This window comes from Microcoleus sp. MON1_C1 (genome assembly GCF_036701945.1).
GTDB lineage: Bacteria > Cyanobacteriota > Cyanobacteriia > Cyanobacteriales > Microcoleaceae > Microcoleus.
In genome coordinates, this window is the sequence record NZ_JAUBRO010000020.1 from 6,951 (window position 1) to 27,888 (window position 20,938).

Annotated in this window: 15 protein-coding genes; 10 read left to right on the plus strand and 5 right to left on the minus strand. The window is 44.5% G+C overall.

The genetic code is table 11. The annotated features are described in order from the left end of the window. The 5 genes from QUA62_RS13235 to QUA62_RS13255 form a co-directional block, all read right to left on the minus strand. A partial coding sequence (locus QUA62_RS13235) for a WD40 domain-containing protein (RefSeq protein ID WP_333404533.1) occupies positions 1–2,487 on the minus strand: 2,487 nt, incomplete at its 3' end. A 36-nt stretch (positions 2,488–2,523) separates the two neighbouring features. Next, positions 2,524–4,806, minus strand: coding sequence for an AAA-like domain-containing protein (locus QUA62_RS13240; protein ID WP_333404535.1), 2,283 nt, complete (start codon positions 4,804–4,806; stop codon positions 2,524–2,526). Between the two features lie 519 nt (positions 4,807–5,325). Next, a complete protein-coding gene (locus QUA62_RS13245; protein WP_333404537.1) occupies positions 5,326–6,675 on the minus strand; it encodes a serine/threonine-protein kinase in 1,350 nt (449 codons plus the stop codon). Positions 6,676–6,704: 29 nt separating this feature from the next. Further along, positions 6,705–9,134 carry an ankyrin repeat domain-containing protein gene (locus tag QUA62_RS13250; protein ID WP_333404539.1) on the minus strand — a complete coding sequence of 810 codons (2,430 nt, stop codon included), beginning with the start codon at positions 9,132–9,134 and terminating at the stop codon, positions 6,705–6,707. 205 nt (positions 9,135–9,339) lie between these two features. Next, positions 9,340–9,474 carry a DUF4058 family protein gene (locus tag QUA62_RS13255; protein ID WP_445242804.1) on the minus strand — a complete coding sequence of 45 codons (135 nt, stop codon included), beginning with the start codon at positions 9,472–9,474 and terminating at the stop codon, positions 9,340–9,342. Between the two features lie 323 nt (positions 9,475–9,797). Between QUA62_RS13255 and fbp the strand changes: the two genes are divergently transcribed. The 10 genes from fbp to QUA62_RS13305 all read left to right on the plus strand — a co-directional run bounded on the left by fbp (position 9,798) and on the right by QUA62_RS13305 (position 20,903). Beyond that, complete coding sequence (gene fbp / locus QUA62_RS13260; RefSeq protein ID WP_333404541.1) at positions 9,798–10,871, plus strand: class 1 fructose-bisphosphatase; 1,074 nt, start codon at positions 9,798–9,800, stop codon at positions 10,869–10,871. A 216-nt stretch (positions 10,872–11,087) separates the two neighbouring features. Beyond that, positions 11,088–12,242 carry a transaldolase gene (gene tal / locus QUA62_RS13265; RefSeq protein ID WP_333404543.1) on the plus strand — a complete coding sequence of 385 codons (1,155 nt, stop codon included), beginning with the start codon at positions 11,088–11,090 and terminating at the stop codon, positions 12,240–12,242. A 261-nt stretch (positions 12,243–12,503) separates the two neighbouring features. Then, the gene (gene zwf / locus QUA62_RS13270; RefSeq protein ID WP_333288673.1) at positions 12,504–14,033 is read left to right on the plus strand and encodes a glucose-6-phosphate dehydrogenase; all 1,530 of its coding nucleotides are present in this window, start codon (positions 12,504–12,506) and stop codon (positions 14,031–14,033) included. A gap of 162 nt (positions 14,034–14,195) precedes the next feature. Then, a complete protein-coding gene (gene opcA / locus QUA62_RS13275; RefSeq protein WP_333404545.1) occupies positions 14,196–15,560 on the plus strand; it encodes a glucose-6-phosphate dehydrogenase assembly protein OpcA in 1,365 nt (454 codons plus the stop codon). A 256-nt stretch (positions 15,561–15,816) separates the two neighbouring features. Next, positions 15,817–17,361: a cobyrinate a,c-diamide synthase gene (locus QUA62_RS13280; RefSeq protein WP_333404547.1), complete on the plus strand. Its 1,545-nt coding sequence runs from the start codon at positions 15,817–15,819 to the stop codon at positions 17,359–17,361. Between the two features lie 211 nt (positions 17,362–17,572). Further along, positions 17,573–18,064: an ureidoglycolate lyase gene (locus QUA62_RS13285; RefSeq protein ID WP_333404549.1), complete on the plus strand. Its 492-nt coding sequence runs from the start codon at positions 17,573–17,575 to the stop codon at positions 18,062–18,064. 212 nt (positions 18,065–18,276) lie between these two features. Beyond that, positions 18,277–19,545 (plus strand): cytosine deaminase, encoded by a 1,269-nt coding sequence (codA, locus tag QUA62_RS13290; RefSeq protein ID WP_333404552.1) that lies wholly within the window; start codon positions 18,277–18,279, stop codon positions 19,543–19,545. Between the two features lie 26 nt (positions 19,546–19,571). After that, positions 19,572–19,880 carry a hypothetical protein gene (locus tag QUA62_RS13295; RefSeq protein ID WP_333404554.1) on the plus strand — a complete coding sequence of 103 codons (309 nt, stop codon included), beginning with the start codon at positions 19,572–19,574 and terminating at the stop codon, positions 19,878–19,880. Between the two features lie 11 nt (positions 19,881–19,891). Then, positions 19,892–20,344, plus strand: coding sequence for a hypothetical protein (locus QUA62_RS13300; protein ID WP_333404556.1), 453 nt, complete (start codon positions 19,892–19,894; stop codon positions 20,342–20,344). Positions 20,345–20,444: 100 nt separating this feature from the next. Then, positions 20,445–20,903 carry a KGK domain-containing protein gene (locus QUA62_RS13305; RefSeq protein ID WP_333404558.1) on the plus strand — a complete coding sequence of 153 codons (459 nt, stop codon included), beginning with the start codon at positions 20,445–20,447 and terminating at the stop codon, positions 20,901–20,903. The last annotated feature ends 35 nt before the right edge of the window (positions 20,904–20,938 follow it).

Genomic DNA, 20,938 nt, shown 5'->3' on the forward strand with positions numbered 1-20,938 from the left:
GCTAAGAGTGAAGAGGAGTTTGCCTCCTTTACTCCAGAGTTTCACCGTCTTGTCACCACTTGCAGTAGCTAGAGTTTGACCGTCGGGACTCCAACTCACTCTCCAGACAGATTCTTGATGACCGCTAAGAGTGAAGAGGAGTTTGCCTCCTTTACTCCAGAGTTTCACCGTCTTGTCACCACTTGCAGTAGCTAGAGTTTTACCGTCGGGACTCCAAGTCAAACTATAGACAGATTCTTGATGACCGCTAAGAGTGAAGAGGAGTTTGCCTCCTTTACCCCAGAGTTTCACCGTCTTGTCATCACTTGCAGAGGCCACAGTTTGACCGTCGGGACTCCAACTCAAACTATAGACAGATTCTTGATGACCCCTAAGAGTGAAGAGGAGTTTGCCTCCTTTACTCCAGAGTTTCACCGTCTTGTCATCACTTGCAGTAGCCAGAGTTTGACCGTCGGGACTCCAACTCACAACCGAGACAGCTTCTTGATGACCGCTAAGAGTTTGCAGGAGTGTGCCTTGTTTACTCCATAGTTTCACCGTCTTGTCATAACTTGCAGTAGCTAGAGTTTTACCGTCGGGACTCCAACTCACACTATCGACAGATTCCTGATGACCGCTAAGAGTGAAGAGGAGTTTGCCTTGTTTACTCCAGAGTTTCACCGTCTTGTCATAACTTGCAGAGGCCACAGTTTGACCGTCGGGACTCCAACTCACACTAGAGACACCTTCTTGATGACCGCTAAGAGTGAAAAGGAGTTTGCCTTGTTTGCTCCAGAGTTTCACCGTCTTGTCATCACTTGCAGTAGCTAGAGTTTGACCGTCGGGACTCCAACTCACACTATAAACAGATTCCTGATGACCTGACAAAGTATTGTGTTCTGGGGTAGCATAAAGCGTTTGCATCAAGGCATCTAACACTTCCGCTTCAGTGTCGTCCTTTTCCCAGAGTAATCTATTAAGTTGTTTGAGTTGTTGCCCCGCCCGCAATGCTTCCAGTAATGCGGTGAATCCTTGACCAGAAACAAGTTTTTCTCTGGAAGATGCAGTTTTTAATTTTACGCCCGCTGCTTTCAGTATTTGGCTACTAACTATCATCGTCGCAGCTAGAGAAAAAATAAATACACCCAAGGAAAGCCAACTAATCAAACTCGCCTTTTGTCGAGCTTTCGCTAAAATTTGATTTGCTTTCTTCTGGGCCTCCAATTCTGTTTGAATTGTTCGCTTGTCTATTTCTTGACTAAGGCTTAAAAATTGATAATCCAAATCGCTCAAGCTTTTACTACTTGCCCAATTTTGAGCATTTTGTAATGCCTGACCTTGCAACAGCCGCGATTCATCTTGGTAATCAGAGTCTATCCAAGCTTTAAAACTTTCGTTGTAAGGACGGAGATTAGCTAATTCTTTTTCTACCCAATCAAGGTTAAAAACCGATTGATAAATTGGGTTATAAACTTTAAGTTTACCAGATTGCTTAACCACCAACCCAGTTAATCGCAGTTCCATTTGTTCGGGAGTATCATCAGCCGCTATTTCATTATTTTGTAAAATTTGCTGATAAATTCCCAGCAACCGACTTGCCCGTTGTTCGCTGCGTAAAATGCGTCCTCGAATCGTCTTTAAATGTTCTGGCTCATCCTGTCCTTCCCAATTTTCAATCACCTTTTCTAGGACTAAACTTTCTACCCACTCAGCAGGATGTTTAATGGGTGTAGAGTTGGCACTATCAAGCAGTATTTTACAAATTTTTTGGGTTAAAAATGGCTGTCCACCCGTCCAATATAAGACTGCTTCTAATAAAGCTTGAGAATTTTCTGCTTGAGTGTCTAACCCAACTGCCAAAGGTTGGGCTTCTGCTAATTGAAACCCCGTTAACTCTATCCCTCGACCAATATTAAAAGGAGTTCGTCGCTTGTCTTGAATTAAATCTGATGGAGTGGCTACCCCTAACATCGTAAATGTTAATCGACGATATTCGGGTTTATCAGCTCGATTATTATAGCAATCACGAATTACAGCAAAAAAATCTTCTATTTTAAAATTCAAGCTGATTAAACTGTCCGATTCATCGACAAAAATTACTATATTTTCTGAGAGGTTTTTGAGCAATACTTCTTCAATAAATTTACTAAATCGTTTAACATTCGATAGTAAACTGTTCTCCTCCCACCATTCATCTAAATCAAAAACATCATACAAATTTAATCGGCTGATGATGCTATCGATCACCCCTGCATACCATTCTTCTGGCGTAATATCTGAGGTGCCAATTTCTGTGATATCAATGCTACTACAGGCAACTCCCTCTGCTTGTAAACGCTGCATTGTCTGCACTCGCAGGGACGATTTTCCCATTTGTCGGGAATTAAGAACATAGCAGAATTCTCCTGCTTTTAAAGCTTGATAAAGTTCTTCATCCGCCTTTCTAGTGACATAAGTTGGGGCGTTTGCAGGCAGGCTCCCTCCAACTTGATATTGATAATCTTTCATAGGTTCTTGTTAATTCATAGGTGGAAAGTCACAAAATTAAGGAATCAATTTGTACAGCCGTACAGGTTCAGGAATTCCCTTTAACTCTTGCAAGCCTAAGTCAATCACATTTAAATCTGAGTGGGTTCTAACGACTTGATAAACTGTTTCAGAAATACAGATTCCTCCTGGCTCTGCTTTCCCTTCTAAACGAGCAGCTAAATTTACACCAGTCCCCCTGATATCATTATTAAAAAAGAAGATTTCCCCCAAGTGAATACCAATCCGGTGTTGGAGGACATGACTCGCAGGTAAGGTTGTAGCAGCTTCGGCGAGACTTCGCTGTATTTCTAGGGCACAGGCGACTGCTTTTACGGCACTTTCTGGAAAGAAAATTAATAAACCATCGCCCATTTCTTTAAGGACTTTGCCTTGATATCTATCGCAGATGTCTCGGATGATCCTGAAATCTCGATTCACTAATTCTAGTGTCAGCTTTTGGTTTGCAGCGGATAAAGCGGTGGAATTAACAACATCCGAGAAAATTATAGTTCCTAAATTACTCTCTAAGTTCAAACTTGATTGGTTATTCGTTTGTTGCACAGCAGTCATATTCGGTTGGGGAGAGGCTAGGCGATGGCGAAAATATTGACGATACAAACCACACAATGGCATTACAGCATTTCCCTGAAATTTGATCAACCCCATGCTTCGCAATTTAAAAGCCTCTCCGGTTTTTATCTCTACAGGTTGTTCGCTGTTAATCACTTGTCTAATTGTTGCTGCTAGTTCTGCATCTGTTTCCAAGTTAACTAAATGCCGTCGTAAATGATCGTAGTAAGGGCCTTCTTCAGTAGGAGCGACTTTTAGCAAGCGCTCTAAGGTAATTCTCCCCCTGGCAACTTGGTAGAGAGCAACTCTAACTAAATAAGGATGACCGCCCACCATTTCCATCAGGTCACCAATCTCTTGATTTGACAAATTTAATCGGTGTCGATTCACTAAATCTGTTACCTGTCTCTGGTTGAGTTCAGGTAACTCTATGGGCAATCCCACATTAAATGGCGACTGATTAATATTAAGAGGAATATAAACTTCTTGAGAGTGAGAAATGACTAACCTCAGCTTTTTCCAAATAGGCTCATTTTTTCCCCGCTCGTGCCAAGCTCGTAATAATCCAAAGAAGTCGGTGGCTATTTCGGAATGCTCAAAAATCCGATCGACTTCATCTAACCCTAAAACAACAGGCCGATCGCTGTCCGATAGTAGATAGCGTTGGAAATACTTCGTGCTTTTATTTTTACTGCCGAGAACCCCTTTCCAATATTCTCCTAACCTATCTTCTAAATTTAATTCATTGGTAATCTCACCACAAAACCACTGCAACAACTCATCTATATTGGTGAGGGAACTGCCATCAGCCGATTGAAAGTTTAAATAAGCCGTTTGATATCCCTGTTCCTTGCCGTGGTCTAAAATTCGCTGCACTAAGGAAGTTTTTCCCATTTGACGGGGGGCTTTGACTCGGATTAAAGCTGCGGGTTTTACAATAGTTTCGTAGCACTCCGATTCAATGGGAGGTCGATCAATATATAGGGGTGAATCTAAACTAACAGAACCTTCTGGGTTATCTAAATTGAGAAGAGCAACGGGAGGTGCGACGATCAAGAATCGCGCATTTTCCACTATCGGCGGCGACTCCTCAACGATATCACCAACAGAAGCATCGCGCGATCGCTCTGCTGCATCCAACTCCGAAAAATCCGACTTTTTCTTTAATACCGGAGTAAGTTCTTCTGGAATCCCTGCCATGCTGATGCTAACGCAACCCAACTTATAGGCACGTTCGATCGACTCCCCCGCCGCCAACGTATCGTAAAAACCTACAGCAAATTCTCGTGCGGCGTTATCTCCCACCGCTTGCTTCATGCCGATAACGTATGGAATGTGACGTGCGATCGCAGCCGCTTGCACTTCTGAATAGCAAGCGTTGAGTATGACGCACTCCACGTACTCATTAAACGCCTCAAACAAAGCTGCCAAAGCCTTGGCATTTACTAGCTTAATCTGCCCCATGCCATCTTCTAGGGCTAAACCGCCTTCTCCTGCACCATGCCCAGAGAAATGTACAATCTCTGGTTTATAATCTAATACGGCTCGCTGCATTTCTCTTGGCGTCACCGCCCACTGTTGCTCCAGTTGGAACTTGTCGGCCTTTTTAGAGCGTTGCAACCCCTCTGCAATTTCCTTCGCCTCTTTCTGTAAGTCCACATGGGTGGTATTTTTGGGGTTGGCAGCCAAAAACAGGATAGTTTTTTTCTTTAAAGGATAAATGCTCATCAATGGAACCTTCACGCTTAGGAGATACAGGAGCTTAACGACACTACCCCAATCAGGGCGAGATATTTCTTGCCTTAACGGTATTTAAGCACAAACATCTTTATTTTTGTTTGTCAGTAAACTGGCAGAAACGATCGCCCTGAGTCAAGCATAACCAATCGAAAACGCGATCGCTACTCTCTAGTAATCATTTGAGCAACCTATTCCAGAAGTGCGATCGGCTTCCCCTTTTGCAGTCATATTTCATAAATATCGAGATTATTTATAGTTTTATTCTCATGCCCGATCCAGGATTTTTTGATTATTATTATTGCCTAAATTAGTACATAAAATCTTCTATACTTCCGCATTTAAGCTGTCGCGCATTTAAATTTTAGGTTCAGGGCGGGCGGGACGCCCACCCCACAAGAGTTTGATTATTTTTTGATATACAAGTTAAATGCAGAACAGCTTACTTAACCCACGCACTCCGAAAAAAAAAACGGGTTTTTTATCAAATCTGTGGATAACAACAATGATTTATTTTAGTTTACTTAAACAATCATTCAATTCCCCTACCAACCATTCTTTCTCAGCTTGCGGCAAAAATAAGCCAAAACAATAGTTACGCGACTTGGCGCGAATCCCGCAAAAAGTCATCGATTTTTTGAGCAATGGCAGATGAATTCCCCTCAACTTTACCCGCTGGATATCTTGAGGACGGATTTGAATTGGTCTAGTGAATTGACGATAATCAGTCCTACACAACCACATCAAAGCATAAAATAGGGTAAATGTTGTTATAGCCAGGATTGATATATTGAAAAATAGCCCAGATAATCTCTGTAGCCAATCGGTTGTAGTGTATTCACAATACAAGCTAGATAGAACAAATCCCAGAATCAAAGAGAATGGAAGTAAAAATTTATAACTCAGATGAATGAACTGGAAAAACCACTTGAGTTTGCTAGGTGAACGATCGGGGTGTATCTTGATTAATAACCACCGTTTAGTGTCAATTAAAGTAATTCGGGATTGGGGCGATCGCTTAAACATTTTGTCGGGATTATTCCCGCTTGGCTGTTCCCCTCGCAGCGCTGACAAAGCATCTTTTGCTGAGTTAAATCGATCTTCAATTGCAGGTTCAATTACCTTCTCTAACCAGTCGGCAAACTCTGGAGAAATAGAGACGATCTCGCGGAATTTTACCTTCAGCTTTTGTCTGGGCAAATCCGATGGAAATTTCTGGGTTAACAAGAAAAGCAGCGTGGTTCCCAATCCATACAAATCTGTTGACAATACAGCTTTTCCTCTGAATTGTTCTGGTGCCATGTAACCGTAGGTTCCGACAACGGTACTGCCTCCAGTAACGGTATGATGGTAAGTATTTTGAACTGCGCCAAAATCCACTAGGAAGACTCGCCCATTTTTTTGCAGAATAATATTTTGAGGTTTAATATCTCGGTGGATAGTAGCAGGTAACAGCGATTGCAGGTAAGTTAGAATTTCTAGCAATTGATAGGCGATATGACGCACTTGCGCTTCATTTGGTTTCCAGCCATTTTCTATCCACTGTGCGAGAGACTTTCCCGGTGCGAATTGTTGGGCGATATAAAAACAACGATCTTGAGAAGTATCAACTTGAAAGTAGTCAATGTAGTGAGGAATTCCCGGATGATTCAATCCCGATAAAGTTTTTGCTTCTCGTTCAAATAACTCGATTTTCTTCCATTCAGTTGTCAGACGCAGGGATAAAGCTTTGAGTGCAACTTTTTGATTGCTGTTTAAATCTACAGCAGCATAGGTGATTCCAACTCCACCCTGTCCTAATTTGCCGATAATGCGATATCTTTCAGCAATGATTTTTTCCGATTGTTGTAGTGTTTTCATATTTTTGTGCCTGAGTTGATTGTGGATGATTAGTAGGTTGCACCGCGAGATATGAGTATTTTGGCTGCTGCTTCTCCGTCGGGGTTCCAGTTGGTTTCTACTATCTTTAGGGGCGTGTCGCCATAGCAGTTTGTAGCGTTGATTGTTGCACCTTTAACAATCAGTAATTTTAAGATTTCTACAGTGCCATAATGTGCGGCTTTGTGCAGGGGAGTTGTGTCACACTTATCTCTATTATTAACATCTGCACCGTTTTTAATTAGCAGTGCAGCAATATCATTGTGTCCGATCGCGATCGCTTGATACAACGGAGTTTGACCGTTCTCATTTTTAACGTTAACCCTTGCGCCATTAGCAATTAGCAGTTGAGCGATATCTTGAGAGCCTTGAGCAACCGCAAGATGCAGGGGAGTTTGAAGCAAGTTATTTTTGGCATTAACGAATGCACCTTTGGCAATGAGTTGTTTGGCTACATCCTCAAGTTTGAAATCGACAGCGATATGCAGTAAAGTTCTGCCTTCTTTGTCTTCACTATTAACATCTGGGTTTTTACTAATTAGCAGCGCCACTGTATCCTGAAGTTTCAGGTCTACGGCGATATCCAGTGGAGTTTTTGTTTGATTATCCTGGATATTAATTTCTGCACCTTTAGCAATCAGCAATTTTAAGATTTCTACAGTGCCATAATGTGCGGCTTTGTGCAGTGGAGTTGTGCCAGATCCATCTATATTATTGACATCTGTACCGTTGTTAATTAGCAGTGCAGCAATCTCATTGTGTCCGATCGCGATCGCTCGATACAATGGAGTTTGACCGTTCGCATTTCTAGCGTTAACCCTTGCGCCATTAGCAATTAGCAGTTCAGCGATATCTTGAGATCCTCGATCCACAGCAAGATGCAGGGGAGTTCTTTTTTCACTATCCAGAATCGCCACATTTGCACCGTCTTTAATTAGCTGTTGTACCAACTCCTTAAAACCTATTTTGGCTGCATTATGTAATAAAGTTGTACCCTTGCCATTTCGGGCATTTTCTTCTTTGATGTTAACTTTTGCGCCCGCAGAGAGTAGTATTTGTGCGATCGCCTTCGATCGCGCCGTATGTAGAGGAGTCAAGCCATTTTTGTTTTTGGCATTGACATCCGCACCTTTAGCAATCAGCAACTTGGCCATTTCAGGCGATCGGGCAAAGAACAGAGGAGTTCTATTAAAATATTGACTTCCTGTCCTGGCGTTAATATCTGCACCTTTAGCAATTAGCGTCTGTGCTACTTTTATGCGATCGAACATAGCAGCGATGTGTAATGGGGTACCGCCATGTGTACCCTTAGCGTTGACATCTACACCCTTGGCAATTAACAATTCTGCCACCTCTTTTGAGCCAGCAAAGTGTAGTAAGTTGTGATCGCCTATCCTGCTATTGGCACTAATACCAAGATCCAGATAATGCCTAATAGTGTTAGTATCTCCCTGGCTGGCAGCCTCGACAACTGCATTGGGGGTAAATCCAATCCGGTTGAGGATGGGATATTTAAAGTGATTGAAAACAGCAACAGTAGCAATAGCAGCAATTCCTATTTTGAGGCGCTTTTTCCATTGCGTCGGATTGGATTTAACGTTAACTATTCGAGGATTGCGAAGAGATTCAAGCGCTTCTTTTGCCGATCGAAAGCGGTTTTCTAAATCTGGCGCGATCGTTTTTCCTAACCAATCGGCAAATGCTGAAGAAATCTGAATTTGAGAGCGAAAATCTTTCTCTAGTATATTTGTTGGTAATTCGGCGGGGGAACGGTGGGTTAGTAAATACAACAATGTCGCTCCTAAACCATATAAATCTGTTGCAGGTACGGCTTGTCCGAGACATTGTTCTGGAGCCATATAACCATAGGTTCCAACTACGGTACTTCCTCGCATTAAAGTATTGTAATAAGTGTTTTGCACTGCTCCAAAATCTACTAAGCAGACTGCCCAGTCTTTTTCTTTGTGGGAATCGAGCGGCGATTTGAAAACAATATTTTCTGGTTTAATATCCCGGTGGATCACAGGTGGTGTCTGTGAATGGAGATAAACTAAAATCTCCAAAATTTGTGTTGCAATGCGTTGAATTTCAGGTTCACTAGCGTGCCAGCCATTTTCGACTAAACTGGCTAGAGATTGCCCTTGGGCCAGTTCTTGTACTATATAAAAACAACGGTTATCGGGAGTATCGACATAAAAATAATCCAAATAACGCGGAATTCCCGGATGATTCAATTTTGATAAAACATTGGCTTCTCGTTCAAAGAGTTCCAGGACTTTCCAGTCATTCATCTTCTGTAAAGACAAAGCTTTGAGTGCGACTCGCTGGTGTGTTTGGAGGTCAACGGCTTCATAAGTTGTGCTACTACCGCCTTCTCCGAGTAGCTTTTTAATTTGATAGTGTTTGACTAAGTTATGGGGAATTTGTTCGACAATATCCATAGCATTATCCTGGGTTGATGAGTACCAAGAAACATTTTATATTTGGGTTTTTGTAACCCAAGTCTTGAAAAATTTATGCAATGTAAATTGAGTGTTTGAGTATATTTCAAACAAGTCAATAGAAAAGTCAATGACGGACTCTGTATATTTGCTTAAATTTCAATTACCGTATTTCTATGGATACCTTACCCAGAATTTTGGAGTGTCATATCACCTTTGGCGAAAATTTACGTACGGGATCTTGATCGTAATCGAGCCGATAATCATAGCCGGCGCGATCGTAAATGCCTGCAAGCAATTCCGGCAAATTAACAATAGGTTCTACATCTTCTTCGCGCAAAGGAAGTTGTCGGTCTTTTTGAGATGCTAGCCAACGTTCGTAGGCTTCTCTATCGCCACTTTCTCTCTCAGCGCCCTCTGCGTCCTCTGCGGTTAATAAAAAATTATAGTGATTTTTGATACACTTTCCGGCTCAACAGTCGATCGAACTCCTCAATTTTCGATGCGGATCTAAAATTCACCTAAAGTTCGACGCCCTTTGGCAAAACCCTTCCTAAGATAGAAGTTGGGGGACGATCGGTCTTTTAGCCGATTCAGGAGCAAGTGTCAAGGACTCCATCGAACCCAAATCTAGAGCAGCAAGACAGGGAGAACATCAAAATCATGGTAAACGCGCCGACAGGGGAAACCCGCCTGGGCCCGATCGATCAGGTGCAATCCTTAGACCGCGATTGCACAACTTTATCCCGTCACGTACTCCAGCAACTTCACAGCTTTTCAACAGATGCTCAGGATCTGAGTGCCCTGATGAATCGCATCGGGCTGGCGGCCAAGCTGATCGCCAGGCGACTTAGCAGAGCCGGATTAATGGCAGATGCTTTGGGGTTTACAGGGGCTACGAACGTGCAGGGAGAATCCGTCAAAAAGATGGATATCTATGCCAATGAAGTGTTTATCTCGGTATTCCAGCAAAGCGGACTTGTCTGCCGCTTGGCTTCGGAGGAAATGGAAAAACCCTACTACATTCCCGAAAACTGTCCGATCGGGCGTTACAGTCTGCTCTACGACCCCATAGACGGTTCTTCCAATCTTGACATCAATCTCAATGTAGGTTCCATATTCAGCATCCGCAAGCAAGAGGGGGACGATGAAGACGGTTCTGCTTCCGACTTGCTGCAACACGGACACAAACAAATAGCGGCCGGCTACGTACTCTACGGCCCGAGTACCATGCTGGTTTATTCGATCGGTCAGGGCGTTCATTCCTTTACCCTCGATCCCAGTTTGGGCGAGTTTATTCTAGCTAACGAAAACATTAAGGTTCCCGATCGCGGCCCGATTTACAGCGTTAATGAAGGCAACTTCTGGCAGTGGGAGGAATCTTTGAGAGATTACATTCGCTACGTACACCGTAGCGAAGGCTACAGCGCCCGGTACGGCGGGGCTTTGGTGGGAGATTTCCACCGGATTTTATTCCAGGGAGGCGTGTTTTTGTACCCCGGAACGGTGAAAAACCCCGAGGGCAAATTGCGCTTGCTCTACGAATCGGCTCCTTTGGCGTTTTTGATGGAGCAAGCCGGCGGGCGGGCAAGTACAGGTATTCAAGACATCTTGGATGTAGTGCCGACCAAGCTGCACGAGCGATCGCCCTTGATTATCGGCAGTAAAGAAAATGTAGCGATGGTCGAGTCTTTTATTCAAGATCGAGCGCGCAATCCTAGAACAGTCCAAGGGTGAAGGAAGAGCGAAGAAGAAAGAAGGAAAAGGGCAGAAGGAAGAGGGCAGAAGGAAGAGGATTTTAACTTATAACTTTCAACTCCCAATTGCCAATTCCCAATTGCCAATTCCCAATTTTGACTTAGCAATTCCTAATTTTGACTTAGCAATTCCCAATTTTCACTTTCCAATTTTCAATTCCAAATTATCAACTATCAAATTGTAGGAGTTACAGTAATGACGGCAACGCCAACGAATCACCTGTTAGAAATCAAAGAAATTGGCCAAAGCATCTGGATGGACAATTTGACTCGCGATCTGATCGAGTCGGGCGAACTCAAACAGATGATTGAAAGTCGGGGACTGCGCGGGATTACATCTAATCCGGCTATTTTTGAGAAAGCGATCGCGGGTAATGTGATTTACGACGCGGATATCGAAGCGGGCATCCGGGCGGGTAAATCTGTAATGGACATTTACGAATCTCTGGTATTTGAAGATATCCGCAACGCTTGCGACATCTTCGCTCCAGTTTACGCAGAGTCGAAGGGTTTGGACGGTTACATTAGCATTGAAGTGCCACCGACGATCGCCAACGACACAGAAAGCACGATTAGCGAAGCCATGCGCTATTACCAAGCCCTCGGCAAAGAAAACGTGATGATTAAGATTCCGGGAACCGCTGAAGGTTTGCCCGCAGTCGAGCGAGTCATCAGCGAAGGCATTAACGTTAACGTGACTTTGCTGTTCTCCGTTGACAGCTACGTCGAAACCTTCTGGGCTTACATTCGCGGTTTGGAAGCGCGGGTGGCTAAAGGTTTGGATGTGAGCAATATTGCTTCTGTTGCCAGTTTCTTCTTGAGCCGGATCGACATTAATATCGATGGCAAGATTGACGAGAAACTCAAAAATGTCACAGATATTTCCACAAAAGCTAGACTGGAAGCGGTGAAGGGGAAAGTGGCGATCGCCAATGCGAAGATAGCTTACCAGAAGTATAAAGAGATCGTCGCGAGCGATCGCTGGCAAGCTTTAGCAGCCAAAGGAGCGAAAGTGCAGCGCTTGCTGTGGGCTTCCACCAGCACCAAAAACCCCAACTACAGCGATGTCATGTACGTCGATGAACTAATCGGCCCGGAGACCGTTAACACTTTGCCACCGAACACCGTGGAAGCTTGTTTCGACCACTGCGATGTCGCACCCCGGATTGAGAACAACGTTGAAGAAGCTTACACGCTGATCCAAAGTCTCCAAGATCCCGACATTGACATCAACTTGGACAAAGTGATGGAAGACTTGCTCCTCGATGGGATTGCAAAATTTGTCGGGCCCTTCCAATCCCTGATGGATTCCTTGCAAGAGAAAGTCCAGAAGTTGTCACCCGTCGCTTAGGCAGATATCTGTATCCTGAAAGGCAGAAGCATTTAGGAATCGGAATAGATAATTATTTGGGTTCTTAAATGCTGAGTCTTAAATCCTCTCTAGGAATTTTGAGATTAATGGATGTCATAGTTCCTAGAGAGCAAAATCCTCTGCCTCCTCTAGCAGTATTAAGAATCGATTAACTCTCTCACCCAGCAACTAGCAGAAATGACCGCAAACTATCATGGTGTCTTGGCAGGGTTAACACCACTAGAACAAGGAAAATAAATAATGGTAACGCTACTTGAAAATCCACTGCGCGTCGGTTTGCGAAAAGAACGGGTGCCGGAACCACAAATTCTGGTAATCTTCGGAGCTTCAGGGGATCTCACCCAGCGCAAACTGGTACCTGCAATTTATCAGATGAAGCGCGATCGGCGCTTGCCCCCGGAAACTACCGTCGTGGGAGTAGCCCGCCGCCCTTGGAGTCACGATTACTTCCGAGAGCAAATGCGCGAAGGCATTGAAGAATTTGGCGGCGGCATTGGCAATGAAGAATTTTGGCAAGATTTCGCTAAAGGTTTGTACTACTGTCCCGGCGACATTGACAACCCGGAAAGCTATCAAAAACTCAAAGCTTTCTTAGCGGAACTCGACGAAGAAAGGAGAACTCGCGGCAATCACATATTTTATCTCTCAGTTTCCCCGAACTTTTTCCCAGAAGCAATTAGGCAACTGGGCGCGGCTCAAATGTTGGTTGACCCAGCAAAACACCGCTTGGTAATTGAAAAACCCTTCGGCCGCGACTTGAGTTCGGCAAAAGCTCTCAACCGAGTGGTGCAGCAGGTTTGCCAAGAACAGCAAGTTTACCGGATCGACCACTATTTGGGTAAAGAAACTGTTCAGAATTTAATGGTATTCCGGTTTGCTAACGCGATTTTTGAACCCCTGTGGAACCGGCAATTTGTCGATCACGTACAAATTACAGTTGCAGAAACAGTAGGCGTAGAAGACCGGGCGGGTTACTACGAATCATCTGGGGCGTTGCGGGATATGCTGCAAAACCACTTGATGCAGATTTTCTGTCTGACGGCGATGGAACCGCCGAACTCGCTCGACGCTGACAGCATCCGCACCGAAAAGATGAAAGTTCTGCAAGCAACTCGCTTGGCCGATTTGAATAACTTGGACTTCTCAGCGATTCGGGGTCAATATTCCGCAGGTTGGATGAAGGGCAAACAGGTGCCGGGATATCACGAAGAACCGGGGGTTGCTCCCAACTCGACAACGCCGACTTTTGTGGCGATGAAGTTTATGATTGACAACTGGCGCTGGCAGGGAGTGCCTTTTTACCTGCGAACCGGCAAACGGTTGCCGAAAAAAGTTAGCGAAATTGCGATTCAGTTCCGCGAAGTTCCGCTGCTAATCTTTCAGTCCGCGGCCCAACAAACTACTCCTAACGTTTTGACTATGCGCGTGCATCCGAACGAGGGGATTTCGCTGAGGTTTGAGGCGAAAATGCCGGGGCCGGATTTGCGGACGCGGACGGTGGATATGGATTTCAGTTACGGTTCTTCCTTTGGGGTGACATCTTCGGATGCTTACGATCGACTGTTAATTGACTGTATGCTGGGCGACCAAACTTTGTTTACCCGTTCTGATGAAGTGGAAGAAGCTTGGCGGGTGGTAACACCGGCTCTGATGGAGTGGGAATCGTCCAACGACCAAGATTTGGTTCCTAAATACGAAGCGGGTACTTGGGAACCGGCGGAAGCAGAACTGCTAATTAACAGAGACGGCCGCAAGTGGCGCAGACTTTAAGAGTGATTGGTCAGCAGTTATTAGTCATTCGTTATTGGTCAGCATTAGTATTAGTGATTAGCTAATAACTACTAACTAATAACTACTAACTAATAACTACTAACTAATGACCCAGGACTAATAACCAATGAGTAATGACTGATAACAAGGGAGAGAAGATTTATGACGATGACACCTATGAAAGCTCCGCCTCTAGTTTCGCTGCAAAATCCTAAAGATGTGTCGCTCGACCAGATAGAGGCCGAATTGAGTCAAATCTGGGAAAGTTACAGAGAATCGGGGTCGAAAGGGGATGTTCCGATCGCTAGTAGGGCAACAACTTTTACTTTTGTAGTCTATGAACCCGAAGAAACTCAGCGGTTATTAGCGGATCTGGGGTTTTACGACGGGCCGGTGGACGGTATTACCGGGCCGATGACGGCATCTAGCATCAGGGCGGCTCAAAAAGCTTACGGGCTGCCGAGAACTGGCAAACCTAATGCTGAATTGCTGGCGACTTTGCGGGAAGAAGTGGCTCGCAAAAATTCCAATGGCGAGGAGATGGGATCGAGTGGTTTGGGTTCCGGGGGTTCGGGGGTGGCTGACGCGATCGTGGCTGCCAATCCCTGCCGGATTATTGCTCTGTGCCCGACGGCGGGGGAAGATACAGGCGTGCAGGCTCAAGTGGCTGCTTATTGTCCTGTCCACAAGCGCACCACTGGCAATCTGATCTGCTGCGAGTATATTACGCTCCGGGGTACGGAAGAGGCGCTGGAACGGGTGAGCGGCATCGTGACGGCGTTGACGATCCCCGATTTGCCGACGCTGCTGTGGTGGAAAGCGAATCCTGATGCCGATCGAGGTTTGTTCCAGCGACTGGCGGCAATTAGCAGTTCTGTGATTGTTGACTCTAGCAGCTTTGCCGAGTGTGAAGCGGAATTGCTGTTGATGCAAAGTCTGATCGAGGAGGGAATTCCGATCGCGGATCTGAATTGGCGCCGGCTGGCCGCGTGGCAGGAGTTGGCTGCTGAGGCTTTTGACGCCCCGGAACGTCGCGCTGCGATTCGGGAAATCGATCGGGTGACGATCGATTACGAACAGGACAATTCTACGCAAGCGCTGATGTATTTGGGTTGGCTGGCGAGCCGGCTTCAGTGGCGTCCGGTTGCTTTCAAACAAGAAGAGGGCGATTACCAAATCAAGCGAATTAAGTTCGCCGGGCCGGACGAACGGGTTGTAGAAGCCGAGTTGGCTGCTATTCCTACTGCTGATACGGGCGATGTCCCGGGCGATTTGATTGCTCTGCGTTTGAATTCTACGAACGAAAAGGCTGACTGCGGTACAGTTCTATGTTCGGAAGTGGGTGGCTGTATGCGGATGGAAACGAAGGGTGGCGCTCAAACCGATCGGTTTAACCAGGTGAGTCCTCTGTTCGATCAGGTGACGGAACACTTGCTGGGCCAGCACTTGCAGAGTTGGGGCCGGGATGTGCTTTACGAAGAAAGTTTGGCAGTGACGGCTCAAATGCTGAAGTTAGCTAAGCGGTAAAAAGAAGGAAGAAGGAAGAAGGAAGAAGGAAGAAGGATTGAGTTAATATTCAGTGGGGCAGGCAATGTCTGCCCTACTTTTTTAGGGGTTATGAGTTATGAGTTATGAGTTTTGAATTAATCATGTTATTTAACTCAAAACTCTAAATTACTTCCCAAAAGCCACTAAATTACCTCTCTTCTTCTCATTCTTCCTTCGCGCCCTTCGCGTCTTCGCGGTTCGTTAAATATGTATTTTTTGTAACTAATCTAGAACTATGACTTTAGTAATTGCTGGCGAACGCAGCGGTGCGGGAAAGACTACTGTAACGATCGCCCTTTTAGCTTATTTAATCCGTCGCGGCTTGAATGTTCAATCTTTTAAGGTAGGCCCGGATTACATCGATCCGATGTTTCATGCTTTTGTAACTGGTCGGCCCTGTCGGAATTTAGACGCGATATTAACCTCTGAATCTTATGTAAAAAAGTGTTTTTCTCGTCATATTCAAGCTGTCGATTATGCCTTAGTTGAAGGGGTAATGGGACTATTTGATGGAGTGAGTCGAAGGAATCAGGAATCACGAAGCCAGGACACGGATTTTGACACGGATACACGGATTAATTATCGAAAAGAAGAAGGCAATTATGATTTTTCCTTTGCTTCTACGGCTCATGTTGCTTATTTGCTGAATTTGCCGGTATTGTTTGTGATAGATTGCAGCAGGCTCTCTGGTTCTGTGGCTGCGATCGCGCACGGTTTTCGTTCTTTTAACCCTGACCTTAAATTCGCTGGTTTGGTGCTGAATCGGGTGGCGAGCGATCGACATTTGGAACTGCTTCAAGATGCTCTCCAACCGCTCAATTTACCGATTTTGGGCGTTTTGCGTAGGGATGAGGCTGTTACTATTCCCGATCGACATTTGGGGCTAATTCCTGCTGAGGAGTTGCCGAATCTTCATGCTGCGATCGATAAACTGGCTGATTTGGCTGCTGTTAGTTTTGACTGGGAGCAACTTTTGCCTTTGTTGGCTGCAACTCGAAATGGGGGGGGTGAGGGGTCGGAGCAACTTTTGGGTAGACACAATCTCCCTTCCGGGATTATAACTAAAAAAGAGGATGTTGTCAACTCTTTAGGAAAACAATTGGGAGTGAGGATTGCAGTTGCGCGCGATCGGGCTTTTAATTTTTACTATCAGGACAATCTTGATTTGTTGGAAGAGTTGGGTGCGGAGTTAGTATTTTGGAGCCCGCTTGATGATGCTGTTTTTCCTGACAATGTGCAAGGGTTATATTTTGGTGGTGGTTTTCCCGAAGTTTTTGCTCAAAAATTGAGCGGTAATGTTTTAATTCGGGATGCGGTAAAAAGTGCTATTTTTTCGGGAATGCCGACTTATGCGGAGTGCGGCGGTTTGATGTATTTGTGCGATTCTATTGTAGACTTCGATGGCAATTCTTGGCCAGGGGTGGGTGTGTTGGAAACTGCTGCTGCGATGGGAAAGCGTTTGACGCTGGGATACCGAGAAGCTGTGGCGGTGAGGGATAGTTCGGTGTTAACTGCTTTTGATGAGGTTTGGGGACATGAGTTTCATCGATCGCATTTAACTGTGGAACCGACTAATCCAGTTTATCACAGTTGGAGGTATGGGAAGCGAGGGGAAGTTGAGGCGGTTGCTGAAGGTTGGGGAGTTTGTCAGGTGCACGCTTCTTATTTGCATTTGCATTGGGGTGCTCGTCCTGATATTCCGGCTCGTTTTTTGCAGCAGTGTGCTGATTTTGATTGTAAGGGTGTTTTGGGCGATCGAGCTCAATTAATATCTTTTTAACGAACCGCGAAGACCGAAGGACACGAAGGAAGAGAATGAAGAGGAAGCAGAAGATAGGTACTGTCTGTAGCGCTTGGGCAGTAAATCAATTAAGTTTTTTGTGAAACAAGTGGCAAAGCCTGTTCCTGGCTGCGCCCAGAGTATAAATCCAGTGTTCTTACTATTTATATTAGAATATTTATGACGGAGAAAGCTAGGGGTGTTGGGATTTATGAGCGAATCAATTTCGACTAAGCAGTTATCCGCACAATGGGTGACACCGGAGAATTTTCGGAGTTACGGTCAAGTTATCTGTGCGGCGGTTGATGGCAAGTCTTTCGATGCTGAGGATGCTCAGTTAAATTTGCAAAATGGTATTCCTAGATTTTACATTATGCGGCTGCATCATAAAGGTCGCAAGTTTGGCAAAATTACACGACACATTCAATGTACTCAGTGTTTGGGTTCTTTGGAGGGGAAGGATTGGTTGATGGCGGTTGCGCCTCCTGGGGATAGCTATAAACCGAGTTTAGAGGATATGGCTGCTTTTCGGATTCCGGGCAATTGTTTTATTAAGTTAGATGTGGGTACTTGGCACGCTGGGCCGTATTTTGATGCGGATTTTGTTGATTTTTACAATCTGGAGTTGAGCAATACTAATGTGGTTGACCATTTTAGCTTTGATTTGGTGAAAAATCACAATCTGGAGTTTGAGATTGTCTGAGTTTGGCGATTTGTAGTTGCGCTTTCTTCGGGGTGATTCTCGTTAGAGGTTGGTTTTTTGAGTAAGATTTTTTAACCGCAGAGGGCGCAGAGGACGCAGAGGAGGAGAAGGAGGGGGTTCGCAAGTGATTGGGGAATTTTTTTGGTCTCACTAGGCTGAGTAGCAACTAGGAAAGATCACGTTTACAAGTGTTAAATTTAGGTGCAATTGTCATGCCTGAGCAAAAGTATAGCATTGTTCTGCGCCAATGTCGTTTGTTAGGTGCGATCGACGATCGCCCAACGGTAGATATTGCTATCGAGGATGACCAAATAGTCGCCGTTTCGCCGCACATCTCAGAACTTGGCGAACGCGAAATCGACATTCAAGGCAATTTAGTTAGTCCTCCTTTTGTGGAGTCGCACATTCATCTCGATTCGGCTTTGACTGCGGGGGAACCGCGATGGAATCAAAGCGGCACTTTGTTCGAGGGAATTCAAATTTGGGGGGAACGAAAGCAAGGTTTAACTCTGGATGATGTCAAAAAACGGGCTGTTGAAACTTTAAGGCTGCAAGCGTCTCAAGGGATTTTGTTTGTCAGGAGTCACGCTGATGTTAGCGAACCGACGCTGACTGCTTTGCAAGGACTTTTGGAAGTTCGAGAACAAGTCAAAGATTGGATGACTCTGCAAGTTGTGGCTTTTCCCCAAGACGGGATTTATGGAAGTCCAGAAAATGACAAACTTTTAGAGAAATCTCTGGATATGGGTGCGGATGCTGTGGGCGGAATTCCCCATTATGAGTTGACGCGGGAAGATGGGGTGAAGTCGGTTGAGCGAATTTTTGAACTTGCGGAAAAATACAATAGATTAATAGATGTTCACTGCGATGAAATCGATGATGAACAGTCGAGATTTTTGGAAGTTGTAGCAGCTTGTGCGATTAGAAGCGGGGCTGGTTCGCGGGTGACGGCTAGCCACACGACGGCTTTCGGTTCTTATAACAATGCTTATGCTTTTAAGCTGATGGGAAGTTTGGCAAAATCGGGAATTAATTTTATTGCCAATCCTTTAATTAATATCACCCTGCAAGGCCGCGCTGATACTTATCCCAAACGCCGTGGGGTGACGCGAGTTAAGGAGTTGTGGCTGCAGGGATTGAATGTGAGTTTTGGCCACGACTGTGTGCAAGATCCTTGGTATAGTTTAGGTACGGGAAATATGTTGGATGTCGCTCATATGGCGGTTCATGTTTGTCAGATGACGGGAATGGCTGAGATTGCAGCTTGTTTTAATATGGTCACTGTCAACGGTGCTAAAACTCTCAATCTGGGAGATGACAATTATGGGATAGATGCGGGGAAACCTGCAAATTTGATTGTGTTGGATGCTGATGATTGTTACGATGCAATTAGGAGGCGCGCTGCGGTTCGGTATGTGATTTCACGCGGAAAGTTGCTGGCGGAAACTGCACCTGCTAAAATTAGTTTTTATGGTATTTGACAAACAATATTTGAAGCTGTTAAATTGTGAATCAAGGTGCTATTCCCGATGAGAGTCCTAGAAATTTGCAGGAGCAACTGCTACTGCAAGATGCTAAGGCTGGTAATTGCAAAGTAATTCGTCGCGGTACAGATAGATTGTTGGGGGATGCGCCGAGACTTATTGCTGTTTATAGCGGGAATTCTGAAGATTGGGATAAAATGACAAGTATTGAGGCTTTTGAAATTAATGGAGCTTCCGTACAAGTTCATTGGTTTCGGAACAGTCAGACTCTTCAAGATGTGGAGTTTAAGTTCAAGCGACAGTATCCCAAAATTGCTCCTAAAAATTTGTAGGTCATCAAGTTATGAAAATTCGTTGTATTGCTAATACGGGTGAATCTCTCCCTGAAAAATATATAGATCCGCCACGCGGTTACACTAAAAAAATTAAGTTGTCATTAACAATAGGCAAAGAATATGTTGTTTACGCTATCCGAGAATGGCAAGGTAGTATTTGGTACTACATCTGCGACGATATTTTTAGCTATTATCCGATGGAGAATCCGGCACCGATGTTTGAAGTGGTTGACAGTAGAGTTTCTAAGTATTGGCGGTTTGAACTTTCGCCCAATGGCTTGTTAATGATAGCGTTTGAACAGTGGTTTACAGATCCTTATTTTTATGATAAGCTGACAGACCAAGAAGAGGCGGAGGTTGAGATTTTTGAGAAGGTTAAGGAATTGATGGATGCTGAGGATTTTGCTTTGCATCCGCTTGATGTTGCAGTTGAGAAGTTGGGGGAAATTGTCAGTGTTTGAGTTGGAAAAGTGCGCTTATCGCAAATTATTTGTTTACCACCTTGACTCAGATACCTTCAAATGGTATCAAATAGGAAGGAGCAGAATTTTGTGAAATAAAATGAACGAAAAAATTGAATCCAATAATAACTATGAGACAGTTGGTGATGATGATGTTTTGTTATTCGATGAAGCTACTTTTATGGTGCGTAAGTTTAAAAAGTTAACCGCCAGCAAGTTTAGTAAGATACTTGGGTATTATGTAGAACATAATCTCCAAGGAGGTAAAAAGCAGATAATTGATTGTATGAACGAGCTGCGGATTAACGAACAAATAATAATTTTGGGATCTGAAATAAACTGGAACTCCCCTAAAGAAGGAATCGATTGTCAAGTTCTCAAAATAGGTTCTAAGGGTTGGCAAAAAGGAAAGATTAAAATAGAAGTTAATGAAAATTTACAGTTGGGTGAAACACAGGTATGTATAAAGTTTTGTGCTGATGAACCAGTAGAGCCAAAATCGCCTTTAGATGATATCAGACAATCCGAGGAATACAAAAAACTGAGCAATAACAACTGACAGCCCGATCGCGATTACAATACAATAATCGATCG